The 15,808-nt window shown below is 47.6% G+C and carries 9 protein-coding genes and 1 pseudogene; 9 read left to right on the forward strand and 1 reads right to left on the reverse strand.

Annotated features, from left to right (window positions below):
* Positions 1-64: 64 nt before the first annotated feature.
* The 9 genes and pseudogenes from E5355_RS07635 to E5355_RS20310 all read left to right on the forward strand — a co-directional run.
* Positions 65-418: a carboxypeptidase-like regulatory domain-containing protein gene (locus E5355_RS07635; protein WP_136009858.1), complete on the forward strand. Its 354-nt coding sequence runs from the start codon at positions 65-67 to the stop codon at positions 416-418.
* An 11-nt stretch (positions 419-429) separates the two neighbouring features.
* Complete coding sequence (locus E5355_RS07640) at positions 430-2,391, forward strand: outer membrane beta-barrel protein (protein WP_136009859.1); 1,962 nt, start codon at positions 430-432, stop codon at positions 2,389-2,391.
* A gap of 267 nt (positions 2,392-2,658) precedes the next feature.
* Positions 2,659-3,621, forward strand: a complete 963-nt coding sequence (locus E5355_RS07645) for an Rpn family recombination-promoting nuclease/putative transposase (protein WP_136009860.1) — start codon at positions 2,659-2,661, stop codon at positions 3,619-3,621.
* 142 nt (positions 3,622-3,763) lie between these two features.
* A complete protein-coding gene (locus tag E5355_RS07650) occupies positions 3,764-5,221 on the forward strand; it encodes an aminoacyl-histidine dipeptidase (protein ID WP_136009861.1) in 1,458 nt (485 codons plus the stop codon).
* A gap of 644 nt (positions 5,222-5,865) precedes the next feature.
* Positions 5,866-11,775, forward strand: a complete 5,910-nt coding sequence (locus E5355_RS07655; protein WP_136009862.1) for an alpha-2-macroglobulin family protein — start codon at positions 5,866-5,868, stop codon at positions 11,773-11,775.
* Between the two features lie 365 nt (positions 11,776-12,140).
* Complete coding sequence (locus tag E5355_RS07660; protein WP_136009863.1) at positions 12,141-13,205, forward strand: DUF1573 domain-containing protein; 1,065 nt, start codon at positions 12,141-12,143, stop codon at positions 13,203-13,205.
* Between the two features lie 130 nt (positions 13,206-13,335).
* On the forward strand, positions 13,336-14,439 hold the full coding sequence (gene meaB / locus E5355_RS07665; protein ID WP_136009864.1) for a methylmalonyl Co-A mutase-associated GTPase MeaB: 1,104 nt from the start codon (positions 13,336-13,338) through the stop codon (positions 14,437-14,439).
* 25 nt (positions 14,440-14,464) lie between these two features.
* Positions 14,465-15,049: a Crp/Fnr family transcriptional regulator gene (locus E5355_RS07670; protein ID WP_136009865.1), complete on the forward strand. Its 585-nt coding sequence runs from the start codon at positions 14,465-14,467 to the stop codon at positions 15,047-15,049.
* A 28-nt stretch (positions 15,050-15,077) separates the two neighbouring features.
* Positions 15,078-15,199, forward strand: a pseudogene (locus E5355_RS20310) (methylmalonyl Co-A mutase-associated GTPase MeaB); the annotation flags it as partial.
* 21 nt (positions 15,200-15,220) lie between these two features.
* Here E5355_RS20310 and E5355_RS07675 read toward each other — a convergent pair.
* Positions 15,221-15,754, reverse strand: coding sequence for an outer membrane beta-barrel protein (locus E5355_RS07675; RefSeq protein ID WP_136009866.1), 534 nt, complete (start codon positions 15,752-15,754; stop codon positions 15,221-15,223).
* Positions 15,755-15,808 lie beyond the last annotated feature (54 nt).

Below are 15,808 nucleotides of genomic sequence, written 5' to 3' on the forward strand. Positions count from 1 at the left end.
ACTGAATATTAACTTTAGCCATTATGCTGCTTAATTTTGATTAGTTACTTATTATAAAAAATATATGAATAACAGACTCTCATTTTTATTTCTGTTTCTTTTTGCCGCAACCATGGCGGCAGGACAGACTCTGACAGGCAAAGTGACGGACCGGCAAGGAAGTCCGGTGGAATTTGCCAACATCGTATTGTTTTCGTTGCCCGACTCGGCCTTCGTGACGGGTGCGGTGAGTGGTGCGGATGGTAATTTCCGTCTGTCGGTGCAAGAACATAAAGGCTTGTTGAAAGTGTCGAGCGTAGGTTATGCCACTTTGTATCGGGGGTGCAAGGCTGGAGATACCTTGGACTTGATACTGGAAGCCGACACCCGGCTACTGGATGAGGTTGTAGTGAAGGCCATCTGCCCAAGACGAGCCTGAAGGGTGACGCTATGGTGACACAGGTGCAGAACAGCAGCTTGGCAAGTGCCGGTACAGCGAACGACGTTCTGCGCAAGACACCCGGCGTGGTGGACGATGGCGATGGACTGAAAGTGTTGGGCAGGGGAACTCCGGAGGTTTATATCAATGGGCGGAAGGTGCGCGATGCCTCGGAACTGGATCAATTGGCCAGCGGGAACATCCGGAACGTAGAAGTGGTGACGAATCCCGGTGGACGTTATGATGCATCGGTGAAGGCGGTGATACGCATCCAGACCAAGAAGGCGCAGGGTGAGGGTTTTGGTTTTAACAGCCGTACCAAAGCCGAATATACCAAGAAGGCGGGATGGCTGGAGCAATTCAACTTCAATTACCGTAAGGGGAAGTTCGACCTCTTCGGACTGTTGTTCTATTCAGACAGTTATTATTGGAAGGCTCATCAGGCGGTTCAGGACACTTATTTGGACAAACATTGGACTCAGGAGAGCCGGACGGATGCCAACAGTCGGACACATTCGTTGACGGGTAGTCTTGGAATGAATTATGTGCTGGATGACAATCATTCGCTGGGTGTGACCTATCGGACTACGAAGCGTCCCTATGCCAGAGATTATATGACAGTGGGTACGGATGTTGTCCGGGATGATATGCCTTATGAGTCGTCTGTGAACGATTCTCGGGGGAGCTCGGAGAATATGCGTCATGCACTCGATTTTTATTATAGGGGAAAAGTTGGTGGTTGGAGTGTCGATTTTGACGGAAATGCCATTTGGCAGTCGGCAGAGGCTGAAACCAAGGTTGAAGAACAGACTGCGGATGCTGCCAAAGAGGTGTCCCGACGCACTGTGACTACTGCCAGTGATACGGATTATCGGTTTTATGCTGCCAAGATGACGTGGACTCGCCCTGTGTGGGGAGGAAGTTTGGTATTGGGAGCGGAAGACGGTCATATAAACCGGACTATGGACTACCGGAATAATGAAGGTATCCTTGAAGATAATCTGGATAAAATCAGGGTGAACAATGCTTCGGCTTTTGCGGAGTTTAGCCGACAGTTGGGAAAAGTCAATGCACAGGTGGGGATACGCTACGAGTATGATGACTTTAATTATTACGTCAATCGAGAACGGAGATCCGACCAAAGCAAGGTGTACCACAATTTGTTTCCTTCGGCCACGCTGCTTCTTCCGGTCGGAAGTACGCGGTTTATGTTGCAATACCGGTCGGAAATTCGTCGGTCTTTTTATTCACAGCTGAGCAGTCAGGTGTCTTATATCAATCAATATACTTACGAGGGAGGCAACCCATTGCTTCGCCCCGTGTTGACCCATTCGGTCGGTTTGGGCGTATCCTGGCGTTGGCTGACGGGACAATTAGGCTATCAGCATGTGAAAGATGATATTTTCAATACGAGTGAACCCTACTCGGACGATGAACCTATTATCGCTTTGGTGAGCCAGAAGAATGCACAGGCATACGATATGTTGTTTGCTTCTGCAACGGCTTCTCCTTCTATCGGTATCTGGTCGCCTGCGTGGACGGTCAGTATCAACAAGCAATGGATGGAGTTGGAAGCTCCAGGAGGAACTGTCCGGCTGGACAATCCGCTGGTGATGCTGAATTGGGAGAACAGTCTGAATTTGCCCGGTGACTTTCAGTTGAGTGTGGGTGTACGATGGATGAGTACCGGAGAAATGCAGAACACCCGTTTGATGGACGACACCTGGATGATGAATGCCAGTTTATACAAGGCAATTCTGAAAGGTCGGTTGAGTTTCCTGCTGCAGGCTGATGATATTTTTGATACGCAAAAGCAGAACGGGATGCTATATTCCGGCAAAGTGCGTACCATTCGGATGTTCAACGCCCCCAACAGCCGATGTGTCAGTTTAACAGTCCGTTATAAGCTAAATGCTGCAAAGATCAAATACAAGGGCACGGGTGCGGGTGATTCGCAGAAGAGCCGTATGTGACCGACTTTGTCTTCTGAACGACAGGTTTCTTTGTATATCTTTATTCCAGTTTGTTTGGCACTGGGGAAGGGCAGGATTCCCCGGTGCCAAACAAATACTGCTGTTCTGCATACCGTAGATGGAATCATTAAAAACTACCGGTCTCACTTAGAGGTTCACTGCCTGCCTCATCCTTTTTTCTGCTTTTTCTTTGTAAATGTGTCAACTATCTCTTATTTTTGTGTACAAATAGAAACTCAATAAAACTTCACAGCCATATCCGAAGAAATGCAAGACAAGTACATTCGTTTCGACTGGGCCATCAAGCGCCTGCTCCGTCAGAAAGCCAATTTCGATGTATTGGAAGGATTCCTCACCGTCTTCCTTGGCGAGAAAGTGACCGTCGACGAGATACTGGAGAGCGAGGGTAACCAGCAGGCTGCCGATGACAAGTTCAACCGGGTAGACATCAAAGCCAAGAACAGCAAGGGTGAAATCATCATCATCGAGATTCAGAACACCCGCGAATTATACTACCTGGAGCGCATTCTTTATGGCGTGGTGAAGGCCATCACCGAGCACATCTCCTTGGGAGAACGTTATTATCAGGTGAAGAAAATCTACTCCATCAGCATCCTCTACTTCGACATCGGTCAGGGTGACGACTATCTGTATCACGGTCAGAACACCTTTATCGGTGTGCACACCAAAGACCGGTTGCGCATCAGCACTAAGGAGAAAGATGCCATTGTCACCCGTATGCCGTCCGAGATATTTCCCGAGTATATCCTTATCCGTGTCAACCAGTTCAACGAAGTAGCCACCACCCCGCTGGAAGAGTGGATGGAGTATCTTAAAAACGGAATCATCCGTTCCGACACGAATGCTCCCGGCTTGGGGGAAGCTCGCGAAAAGCTGAAATATTACTCCATGTCCGCACAAGACCGTAATGCCTACGACGAACATCTTAGTGCCATCATGATACAAAACGATGTGCTCGATTCTGCCAAGTTGGAAGGATTGATGGAAGGCAGAGCGGAAGGTCGTGCTGAGGGTCGCGCGGAGGGGCGTGCAGAGGGTATCGTCGAGGGTCGCGCGGAAGGCCTTGCTGAGGGTCGTGCTGAAGGTATCGCCGAAGGCTTCCGGAAACGCAGTCTGGAAATAGCCCGCAACCTCAAAGCCATGGGGCTGGCTCCGGAAGCCATCATCCAAGCTACCAAGCTGACTACCGAAGAGATTGCCCGGTTGTGATGTTTTTTTGCGAAGCGGTAAATGCGGGTGTCTTGCCGGATATTGGCAGGATGTCATGAGGAGAACTTTTCAAAACGGAGTTCGTTCCGCTTCGTGATTTGGAAGATAAACGCTATATTTGCGAAAATTAATTCTTGATATTATGAATACAATCCTACAATTAGCTCCACAGAATGTATGGAAGCACTTTTATTCACTGACTCGGATTCCTCGTCCGTCAGGGTATATGGAAAAAATTACCGAATTTCTTATTGACTTTGGAAAAGGGTTGGGTCTGGAATCATTTGTCGACGAAGCCGGCAATGTAATTATCCGTAAGCCTGCCACTCCGGGCATGGAGAACCGCAAAGGAGTTATTTTGCAGGCACACATGGACATGGTGCCTCAGAAAAACAACGATACCATACACAACTTTACCGAAGACCCCATCGAAACCTATATTGACGGCGATTGGGTGAAAGCCAAAGGAACCACGCTGGGAGCGGACAATGGCTTGGGAGTGGCTGCCATCATGGCGGTGCTCGAAGACGGTAATTTGAAGCATGGCCCGCTGGAAGCTTTGATTACCAAAGATGAAGAAACGGGAATGTATGGCGCGTTCGGCCTGAAACCCGGAACTATGCAAGGGCAGATTCTGCTGAACCTTGATTCTGAGGACGAGGGCGAACTCTATATCGGTTGTGCCGGTGGTATTGACATCACGGCTACGCTGGAATACAAGGAAGAAACTCCTGCTGCCGACCTGACGGCACGCAAGATTACGCTAAAAGGATTGCGCGGCGGTCACTCAGGACTGGAAATAAACCAAGGACGCGGCAATGCCAATAAGCTGCTGGCGCGTATCGTTCACGACCTGCTGATTGAGTTCGACTCGCAGTTGGCTAATTTCGAGGGTGGAAATATGCGTAATGCTATCCCTCGTGAAGCACATGCCGTATTGGTGTTCAACCCCGAAGACACAGAGGGGCTGGAAGAGTATATCAAGGAATACGAGGCGCAGCTCAACGAAGAATATGCTTCCATCGAAAGTGGCATTCTGTTGCAGATAGAGGAGGTGGAACTTCCTGCCGCCATTGTGCCGGAAGAGATTCAGGACAACATGATTAATGTCTTGATGGCTTGTCAGAACGGTGTGATGCGCATGATACCTACCGTGCCCGATACGGTGGAGACTTCATCCAACTTGGCCATTGTGACCATTGACGGCGGTAAGGTGGCCATCAAGATTCTGGCTCGCAGCTCTTGCGACACGATGAAGGATTTTCTGGCCGACAGCTTGACATCTTGTTTCGCCATGGCAGGTATGAAGGTGGAGTTGAGCGGCAGCTATTCAGGTTGGCAGCCCAATGTGGATTCTCCCATCCTGCATGCCATGAAGGTGTCCTATAAGCAGCAATTTGGTGTGGAACCCGCGGTGAAGGTGATTCATGCTGGTTTGGAATGTGGCATCATCGGTGCTGCTTGTCCGGGACTTGATATGATTTCTTTCGGTCCTACTTTGCGTTCTCCTCATTCACCGGATGAGCGTGCGTTGATTCCTACTGTTGCCAAGTTCTATGATTTCTTGGTGGCTACGCTGGAACAGACTCCTGAAAAGTAGAGAATGCTTTATATAATGAATAAGGGCAGGGTGTTTTATAAGCATCCTGCCTTTTTTGTCTGCGATGGTTTGTCTCCTTGCTCCCTGAAAATTGACTTAAATCAATAAATGTGTTATGAAACATGTTTTTCTCTAATTTATTACTTGCCGTCTTGAACAAAGGTCTTATTTTTGTGTTGTAAAACATGAAAACAATAGAAAACTAGTAGATTTTTTAAGGATAACAAGATTGATTTTAGGAGGATAACAAAATGAAAATGTTAAAGAGTTTTTTTAAGCATGTCGGTGAGGCCGATAAGAACATTTGGGGTTACGTAATGCTTTAAGTATTTTCCCCTTTTGAAGTATTGAATTTTAGTTTTGAGGTATTGGTTTAATTTTTTAAGATTATGAAAAAGAAGATTGCAAATTCATTTAAGCACATTCTTGCCGTAGCTGGTAAGAATTGGATGGAGGCAATGAGGTATTATAGCCTTCAGATGTGAGTACACTAACATTCAAGTATAGAACAAGGGATATGTTTTCGAAACATATCCCTTGTTTTTTGTAGGAGCAGAATAAGATTTTTTATATCCGAAAGTACATTTTTTTGAACTTTATTCACTTCCTTTGTTATTAATACAAAGACTAACAAACGAATAATTATGAGAGTAATTCAAAGAACTTGTAGCATATTGTTGCTGCTGGTTACATTGGGCGCTTCGGCATCGTATGCGCAGACGTATGATAAGTGGTGGAAGCAGGTGGAGCAGGCTCAAAAGAAAAGCCTGCCTCAAACAGTGATAAAACTGGCTGATGAAATCTATCGGAAAGGCAGGCAGGAGCAGAATGCTCCGCAAATGTTGAAAGCCTACATTTGCAGGGAGACTTATCAAAAGGGGGTGACTCCGGACAGCCTTTACTCCAGTCTGAAATATATGGAATCTTGGGCGCAATCGGAGAGGAATCCGGTGAACAAGGCTATTCTGCACTCTTTGTTGGCATATGAATATGCTGGTTTGATGCGGAAGAATCGCCGTGTCTTGCTGTCGCGTACTCTGCTGGATGTTGACGAGGTTCCGGAAGATATCCGTGAGTGGAGTATCAGTCAGTTTGTAGACAAGATAGATAGGTATAACTGTGCATCCTTGCAGGACTCCATCCGCTTGCTCGATACATCTGCGGAAAAATATGTACCTTTTGTGGTGTTGGAAGACGGCAGCCGGTTCTATGGGCACGATATGTACCATTTATTGGTGAGCCGTGCCGTGGATGCTTATCGGCAACTGGATGGTTTCAATGTGGATTCTTTGGTACAGATCCGTATCGAAAGAATCTATCAGGGTATGATGAATGCTTATCGCCACCGTGCCGGTTCAGAAGATGCCCTGTTGCTCTGTTCTCTTGATTATTGGAGCTGGAAGCTGGCCGGTGGTATCAGTCGGCAGCCTTATTCCACTTTCCAAATGCGTCAGGAAAAGGCTGAGCGGGAGTATCTTGAGGTGTTGGATAAATTGATAAAGGAATACGGCTCACGAGAAGTTTGTGCCGAGGTTTACATTCATAAAGCCAACTACCTACGCCGTTTGGAACCGAAACGCGCTGATGAGGCTCTAAAAGTCTGTGAAGAAGGCTTGAAGCGCTATCCTGCCTATAAGCGTATCAATGAGTTGAAGAATATCCGTGAACAGATTTTACAGCCTGAACTCATTCTAAGTATGAATGAAAGCGGTTATCCCGGTGATTCGGTGGATATGAGGCTGCATTATCGGAATGTCGGGGGCTTCACTCTCAACCTATATGCCACAACTTTAGGTGAGGTACCTTGGATGAACCATGGTATAAATAAAGATACTTATAGAAAGTATGCCCGGAAGCTTTCTTCCACGCATTTTGGCTTAAAGCCGTTGCCAGGCAAGGATAAATTGCCTGAAGATGTTCCTTATCTTGCCTCGGACACTGTGTGCAAGTTCATGATGCCTCAGGAAACAGGAGTCTATATTCTTCAAATAGTACCCGATACAGAAACAGCCCGTACGGATGATAAGTTTTTGGTATCTACCCGCTTCAAGGTGCTGACATTGGATTTGGGTGACGGCCGTATGGAAGTGGTTACATTGGATGCCTGTAGCGGACAGCCGGTTGCTGATGCTAAGGTAAGTTTCTATTCTTCATACGATGAGAAGAACAGAAAAGTGATGGCAGAGGTATTGACTGATACTGGGGGGAGAGCTGTGTTGCCTTGGCAGGACGGAATCCGAAGCTATGTGGCGCGTAAAGGCGGAGATACAGCCATGAAGCCGCAGAACATTTATATGAATCATCCTTATTACGGTATTCAGGATGCTGATTGGAGGCAGATGACATTGCTGACAGACCGTTCGCTTTATCGCCCCGGGCAGACTGTTCATGTAAAAGGAATAGCCTACAAACAGAACAGTGATAGTGCCCATATACTGCAAGGGGTGGATTATGAGCTTGTCTTGTTGGATGTCAACCGCAAGGAACTTGCCACCAGGAAAGTGAGGACCAATGATTTCGGCTCTTTTGCTACGGAGTTTGTACTTCCGACTGCTTGCCTGAATGGCATGTTCAGCATACGGACCAAAGAACCTCAGTCTACCGTTGCTTTTAGGGTAGAGGAGTACAAGCGACCTATGTTCGAGATTGCTTTCACTCCGGTTTCGGAAGCATATCGGCTGGGCGACAAGGTGGTGCTGAAAGGAAATGTCAAGGCTTTCAATGGCATGATGGTGCAGGAAGTGCCATTGGCATATACGGTGACCCGCCGGAATCCGAGACCCGGTTATTGGAGCAATGCTGATAAACCGTTACTGTCTGACACCATACAGTTGGATGTCAACGGGGATTTTTCCATACCCTTGACTTTGGATGTTCCGGCCGGTGATACAAACAGTTACGGGGGCGTGTACACCTATCATGTGGAGGCTGTGGTAACGGATGAGGCCGGTGAGACGCAAACTGCTTCGTATAACTTGTTGGCAGGTCCTAAGGCATATTCCTTTGATGTCCGCCTGCCCCGATATGTCTGCAAGGAAGATAGCATGTTCTTCACTTTTGGGGTGAATAATATGATGGATGTTTCTCAAGACATTGAAGGCCACTATCGGCTTTATTCATTTGTAGAGCAAGATAGGGTGAAGAATGATAGAAAGATGGGAGTTGATTCGAAACAACCTGTATTGGAAGGTGTTTTCACGCCCGGTCGACTTCAGGATTTCTCTGCTTGGGGTAAACTGCCTTCAGGCAGTTATCGTCTGGAGCTTTCCGTGCGTGACAGCTTAAGCCGTGAAGAAAACAATGGAGATTATGGCGGTGATGCTTTCATGCTCTTTTCAAAGAGTGACAAACGTCCGGCTACGTTTACCGATTTCTTCTATTATAAAGAAAATGAACAATTTGACGAACAGCATCCTGCCGCTTTCCTTTTGGGAACTTCTTATCGGGACGCATACGTGCTGATGGATGTATTTTGTGATAGAAAACGCGTTGAAAGCCGTGTGTTGCGGTTGGATGATACCATTATCCGTATGGAATTCCCTTATAAGGAAGCATATGGCAAGGGAGTCGTCATTCTTTTCAGTTTTGTGAAAGATGGTGAGATGTACAGTCATCAGGTTGAATTGAAGAAGCGGCAGCCGGAACGTGCTCTTGACATGAAATGGGAAGTGTTCCGTGACCGTTTGCGTCCCGGACAGGAGGAAGAATGGAAGCTCGTCATAAAGACGCCTCAAGGCATGCCTGCTGCGGCTGAGATGTTGGCTACGATGTACGACGCTTCACTGGATAAGATTTATAAGAGTGACCAGATACTACGGGTCTTCTATCCGGATAATCTGTATGGAGCATTCCGTGGTGCGAGCCGTTATAATAGCAATCGCTTCTCCATTTATTTCCCGTTGAAGGCTTGGAGGGTTCCGGTGTGGTCGTTCGACCGCTTCTGTTCTCCTTATATGGATGGAAGGATGCAGATAGTGATGGTAGAAGAAACTGCGCTTTTGGAAGAAGTAAGCGTTGTAGGATATGGGACTACCCGGAATAGCTCATTGACCGGTAATTTTAGAATACAAGGTGCCAACCAACCGATGCTTGCTGCCAAAAAAGAATCCGGGAATGCTGTTGAGGTGAAATATGCTCCTGCGCAAGTAGCGGAAGACGCAGTGGAAGATGTTGTTTTTGAATCGGAAACGATACCGGTTGGCGAGGCCTTGCAACCTATTGAGGGGCTTCGCGTCAACTTTGCCGAAACAGCCTTTTTTTATCCTCAACTCCGTACCAACGAACAAGGGGAGCTTGCGTTTTCCTTTACGATGCCGCAGAGCCTGACTCGTTGGAATTTCCGTGGCTACTCGCATACCAAGGATATGCTAACCGGGATGTTGGATGCTTCCGTTGTAACTGCCAAGGAGTTTATGCTGACTGCGAATATGCCTCGGTTTGTCCGCGTTGGAGATAAAACGCAGATAGTAGGAACAATAGCCAATCTGACGGGTAAAGCGATGAAAGGAACGGCAGTATTGACGTTGTTCGACCCTATGACGGAGAAAGTTATTGCTACCCAGCACCGGAAATTCTCGGTAGAAGCGGGAAGAAATACTGCCGTCAACTTCCATTTTGAAGTGTCCGACCGCTATGACTTGCTTGGTGTTCGTATGGTTGCCGATGGAGGTACGTTCAGCGATGGAGAGCAGCATCTGTTGCCCGTATTAAGCAATAAGGAGTATATTACGGAAACGCTTGCTATGCCTATCCGCGGCGAGGAGACCCGTACGTTCTCATTAGACAGTCTTTTCAATCGTAATAGCCGTACAGCAACAGACCGTCGTCTGACTGTGGAATTCACCGGGAATCCGGCTTGGTATGCCGTGCAGGCTTTGCCGGCATTGAGCCTGCCTGGCAATGATAATGCCATTTCTTGGGCTACCGCTTGGTATGCCAATAGTCTGGCGGGCTTCATTGCCAACAGCCAGCCACGGATTAAGACTGTATTTGACAGTTGGCAGACTGTCGGTGGCACGAAAGAAACCTTCCTCAGCCGGTTGGAGAAGAATCAGGGTGTGAAGAATATCCTGCTCAGCGAGTCTCCGTGGGTATTGGAAGCTACTACTGAGGCTGAACAGCAGGCACGTATTGCCATGCTGTTCGATATCAACCAACTGAATAACCGCAATCTTTCCGCTTTTACCAAATTGAAAGAATTGCAGGGTGAAGACGGTGGATGGAGCTGGTATAAAGGAATGTCCGGCAGTCGCTATATAACCGGCTATATTACAGGATTGCTTGTTCGTCTTCCTTTGCTGACGAAGAATGAACTGCCTGAAGAAGTTGCCGCCATGCGGCAGAAAGCTTTCGGCTATTTGAACCGGCAGGCTTTGGAAGAGTATCGCAATATTCGTAAAGCCGAAAAAAATGGCGCCAGAATTACTGCCAATTCCGAATCGGCAATGACATATCTGTATCTGATAGCCCTTAGCGGCGAACAAGTGCCGGTAGACAATCAAGCGGCTTACCGCTATTTCCTATCAAAAGTAGGTGCCAATCTTAAAGATGGAACAATGAGTAGCAAGGCACAGTCTGCCATCATTCTGAAAGCTGCAGGGCGTACAGCCGAGGCGAATGAATTCATTGCTTCCCTCAAGGAACATCTGGTACAAACGGATGAAATGGGCGCATACTTTGCTTTCCATGCAAATCCATACAACTGGGGTATGCTTCCCATCCCTGCCCACGTGGAAGTAATGGAAGCTTTGCGCATGGCAGGTGGCAACGATGCTTTGGTGGAGGAAATGAAGCTCTGGCTGCTGAAACAGAAGCAGACTGCCGGCTGGAATTCTCCGGTTGCAACGGCTGATGCTGTTTATGCATTGCTTTGTCAGGGCACTAATCTGCTGGAAAGCCGGGGAGACGTACGTATTACGTTAGGTGATAAAGTTGTGGAAACATTGTCGCCTGCAAAGACGGCAATCCCGGGACTGGGTTATGTCAAGGAAACCTTCGCCCAAGGAAGTCCGGAGCTGAAAGCTAAAACCGTCACAGTAGAGAAACGGGATGCAGGCATTGCCTGGGGAGCTGTTTATGCTCAGTATCTGTCACCCATATCCGATGTAAAGCAGCAGGGCTGTGAATTGAATGTAGAGAAGAAACTTTATGTGGAACGTATATCGGCCGGAGGCAGCAAGTCCTTGCAGCCGGTTGCAGAAGGAACCCGGTTGTCTGTCGGTGATAAGGTGGTGGCCCGTTTGACTATTCGCTTAGACCGTGCTATGGATTTTGTTCAGTTGAAAGACCAGCGGGGTGCCTGCTTTGAACCTATAGGTTCGCTTTCCGGTTATTGTTGGAGTAATGGCCTCGGTTATTATGCAGAAGTGGAAGATGCCGCAACCAATTTCTTCTTCGACCATTTGGGCAAAGGCGTTTATGTCTTGGAGCACAGTTATCGCATATCCCGTGGCGGAACATACGAAACGGGGCTGGCCACTATACAGTGTGCATATGCTCCGGAGTATGCCTCGCATTCGGCGGGAGGTGATATCGTGGTCAATCAGTGTGATTAGTGTTAAGGTGTAAATATGTCTTCACACAACTTCCCTTTCGGCCTTACCCTTCTCTCTCCCGGTCTCTTCTGTGCAGGGCATTTTTCTCACACCGGGGGAGCGAGGGGCTCGATACCGGAAAAAATGAAACTTTTTCATCATTATCTGATTTGTTGATAAAGATGACTGCGTGGCGCAATTTCAGTAAATTGCGCCACGCTATTTTAGGTACTCTCGCTAAAAACACCTATTTTTGTCCGACTAATATTGAGAAACTGTTTTGTTTTTCTTTTTTCATGTTTCCTCAGAAGGAAGCTGAAATAAAATCAAAACAGTTTCTCAATGAGAGCAGCAGAATTAGGAAACCTTGATATTAAGAAAAATAGATGAAGCGGATATTGATAACTTTATATGTGCTTGTAAGTGTGGTATTGGCTGCCGTAGCACAAGCGCGTTTTACTTCGAATACAGAGATGCACGACTTCGGCCAGATAGAATGGAAGCATCCCGTGACTGTGCAATATACCATCACCAATACGGGTGACCAGCCTTTGGTGCTTACAGAAGTAGAGCCGGATTGCGCCTGCTCCGTGGTACAGTGGACAAAAACGCCCATTGCACCGGGAGCAAAAGGAATGGTGAATGTGACTTTCGATGCCGAAGCATTGGGACATTTCCAGAAATCCGTGGCCATTTACAGCAATGCGCAGCCCAATCTGGTCTATTTGAAATTCAATGGAGAGGTTGTTCGGGAAATCAAGGATTTCACCAAGACACATCCTTTTCTTATCGGTCAGATACGTATTGACAAGAACAGTCTCGACTTCCCAGATATTCAGCATGGTGAGCAGCAGGTGATTCATATCGGCGTGGTCAATCTTTCCGACCGTCCTTATGAACCGGTACTGATGCATCTGCCCCCTTATTTGCAGACTAAAGTAGAGCCCAATGTCTTGCAAAAGGGAGAAAGAGGAGTGATTACACTTAAATTGAATTCGGAAAGACTGACTGACCTTGGACTGACTCAAGCGTCGGTTTATCTTTCTCGCTTTTCCGGTGACAAGGTGGGCGATGAAAACGAGATTCCCGTTTCTGCCATTCTTCTGCCGGATTTCTCCGGAATGACGGAAGTGGAGAAGGCAAATGCTCCTGCCATCAGCCTTTCTGCCAAAGAGGTTGATATGAGTGCGATATTGGCCAAGAAGTCAAAAGCACATCAAGATATCACCATTACCAATACCGGGCGTTCTCCTTTACAGATAAACAAGCTTCAGGTATTCCACTCGGCAGTGGGAGTTAACCTCAAGAAGAGTGTATTGCAACCCGGCGAAAGCACCCGCCTGCGGGTAACGGTAATGAAAAAGAATATAGGTAAGAAGCGTCGTCATCTGCGCCTGCTGATGATTACCAATGACCCTATGCAGCCGAAAGTTGAAATCAATATAAAGTAATGTGCTAATGTGGGAAATGTGCTAATGGAGATAGTCGCAATTATCCTAAAAGCCTATTAACGCATTTATCACATTGGCACATGGCCTGCATTAGCATATTAGCACATTAACCATATTAGCGCATTAAATTATGGAACATCCCGAAAATAATGAAGCATATAAAGGCTTGGTTGTCAATGCAGGCATTGAGCAGCCTTCATCGGTCAATCCTTACTTGAAGAACCGTCCCAGACGGAAGAAGCGTGAACTGTCCGTATCAGACTATGTGGAGGGTATAGTGAAAGGTGATGTTACGGTACTCAGCCAGGCTGTGACGCTGGTGGAGAGTGTGAAACCGGAGCACCAGGCTTTGGCGCAGGAGGTGATAGAGAAGTGTTTGCCCTATTCGGGCAGCTCTGTCCGTGTGGGTATCAGCGGTGTGCCCGGTGCTGGTAAGAGTACCTCTATTGATGTATTTGGCTTGCATGTACTGGAGGAACACGGTGGCAAATTGGCCGTTCTTGCCATTGACCCGAGCAGCGAACGCAGCAAAGGCAGTATTCTCGGTGATAAGACGCGTATGGAGAAACTCTCCGTCCATCCCAAGTCCTTTATACGTCCCAGTCCCTCTGCCGGTTCGCTGGGTGGTGTGGCACGCAAGACGCGTGAAACGATTGTGCTTTGTGAGGCTGCCGGTTTCGACAAGATATTTGTAGAGACGGTAGGGGTGGGGCAGAGCGAGACTGCCGTACATTCCATGGTAGACTTCTTCCTGCTGATACAGCTGGCGGGTACGGGTGATGAGTTGCAAGGCATCAAGCGAGGCATCATGGAAATGGCCGATGGTATTGTCATTAATAAGGCTGATGGCGACAATCTGGAGCGGGCCAGGCTGGCAGCAACGCAGTTCCGTAACGCACTGCACCTCTTCCCGGCTCCGGAGAGCGGTTGGACTCCTCAAGTGCTGACTTATTCCGGGTTCTATAATCTTGGTGTGAAAGAAGTGTGGGATATGGTCTACAAATACATTGACTTTGTGAAAGAGAACGGCTACTTTGAATACCGCCGCAACGAACAAAGCAAATACTGGATGTATGAGACTATCAACGAACAGCTGCGCGACAGCTTCTATCATAATCCGCAGATTGAAGCGATGCTGACTGGCGAGGAAACCCAAGTGCTGCAAGGCAACTTGACTTCTTTTGTAGCTGCCAAGAACTTGCTGGACACTTATTTTGCAGAACTGAAGAAATAAGGGCATTATCCCTTTCCCTATATCGATGACTAAGGAAAACAACATGGAAGTGGCGCGGCGGTTTACCCACCGCCTTCATGAACTCCCTTCCGAGGAGCTGGAGCTCATTGCCGGTTTGTTTGTACGCCGTGAGGTGCACAAAGGAGAGCTGTTGATTAGTGAGAAAGATATAGCCAGGGATATTGTTTTCGTAGAGAAAGGACTGCTTCGCCAGTTCTATTTCAAAGAAGGCCGGGACATTACCGAGAACTTTGCCTGCGACGGTGACGGCGCTATGTGCATCGTCAGCCTTTTCACCGGACGCCGTAATTGCCTTCAGCTGGAATCTCTGGAGGAAGGCGTCATCTGGAGCATTTCGTATGCAGGGCTGGTCGAACTCTCTGAGCGCTATCTGCATATAGCCCGTCTGCTTCGTCATTTGCTGGAGGGGTCTTTAATGCTTTCCCAATATAAAGCTGACTCTTGGCGTTTCGAAACCTCACGTGAGCGGTATGCGCGTTTCGTCAGGGACTATCCGGAGATAGCCCGGCGTGCCTCAGTCAACCACATGGCATCTTATCTGTTAATGACTCCCGAGTCTCTGAGCCGGGTGCGTGCCGGAACACTGTGAGTCATCATGGTGGAGCGTAGTCAGGGAAAGTCCGAAGATTGAGGCGATACTGGTTGATAAAGAAAGCCAGGTGCTGCAAGGCAACCTGACTTCCTTTGTGTCTCCAAGAATCTGCTGGGTATCTGTTTCGCGGAATTGCGAAAGGGATAAAAACAAGAAGAAGGGAGTGGATTAGAACTCATAGTGGAATCCCAAAGACAAATCTTCACTGCTCAATAGCAATCCTTGTCCGTCGGCACCGGATATATAGTCATCCCGATATCCTAAGAATCCCACCTTGCCGACTAGGCTGAAGTGTTCGTTCAGCTTTAGGGCAATGCCGGGTTTGAAACCTACTTCAATGCCGTCTATCGTCTTTGTCACATCACTGTTTACGGTCGAGAATCCAAAGCCGCCGTCAATGAACAAGCGTACCATCTTGTTTTCGTAGAAAGAAAAACGTGCGTAGGGTGCGATGGCAAATCCGGTAGTCTTTATTTTGGTTTCGTCGCTGGCGGTTATGTGAGAGAAACCGAGTGCCACACCTATTGCCCACTTGGAGTTGAGGTTGTAACCTATTTCGGGAGAAATGGTGAATGTTGTGGTTTCAATTCCGCCATCATCTCCGTTGTCATACCAGAAGCCAAGGCTTCCTCCTGCATAAACTTGTGCTTTTACCGCCATTGCAGCGAGCATCATAAATAAAAACAAGGTAATCTTTTTCATTTTCCTTTTGTTTTAAGTGAATAATATAAATCTGTTTGTTAAGTACTTGACATA

Source organism: Bacteroides muris (ex Afrizal et al. 2022) (assembly GCF_004793475.1).
Classification (GTDB): Bacteria; Bacteroidota; Bacteroidia; order Bacteroidales; family Bacteroidaceae; genus Bacteroides; species Bacteroides muris.

Excerpts from the sequence above, each read along its gene's own strand:
- meaB (WP_136009864.1), top strand. The coding sequence starts at position 13,336 with ATGGAACATCCCGAAAATAATGAAGCATATAAAGGCTTGGTTGTCAAT.
- E5355_RS07670 (WP_136009865.1), top strand. The coding sequence starts at position 14,465 with ATGACTAAGGAAAACAACATGGAAGTGGCGCGGCGGTTTACCCACCGC.
- E5355_RS07655 (WP_136009862.1), top strand. The coding sequence starts at position 5,866 with ATGAGAGTAATTCAAAGAACTTGTAGCATATTGTTGCTGCTGGTTACA.
- E5355_RS07660 (WP_136009863.1), top strand. The coding sequence starts at position 12,141 with ATGAAGCGGATATTGATAACTTTATATGTGCTTGTAAGTGTGGTATTG.
- E5355_RS07675 (WP_136009866.1), bottom strand. The coding sequence starts at position 15,754 with ATGAAAAAGATTACCTTGTTTTTATTTATGATGCTCGCTGCAATGGCG.
- E5355_RS07635 (WP_136009858.1), top strand. The coding sequence starts at position 65 with ATGAATAACAGACTCTCATTTTTATTTCTGTTTCTTTTTGCCGCAACC.
- E5355_RS07645 (WP_136009860.1), top strand. The coding sequence starts at position 2,659 with ATGCAAGACAAGTACATTCGTTTCGACTGGGCCATCAAGCGCCTGCTC.
- E5355_RS07650 (WP_136009861.1), top strand. The coding sequence starts at position 3,764 with ATGAATACAATCCTACAATTAGCTCCACAGAATGTATGGAAGCACTTT.
- E5355_RS07640 (WP_136009859.1), top strand. The coding sequence starts at position 430 with ATGGTGACACAGGTGCAGAACAGCAGCTTGGCAAGTGCCGGTACAGCG.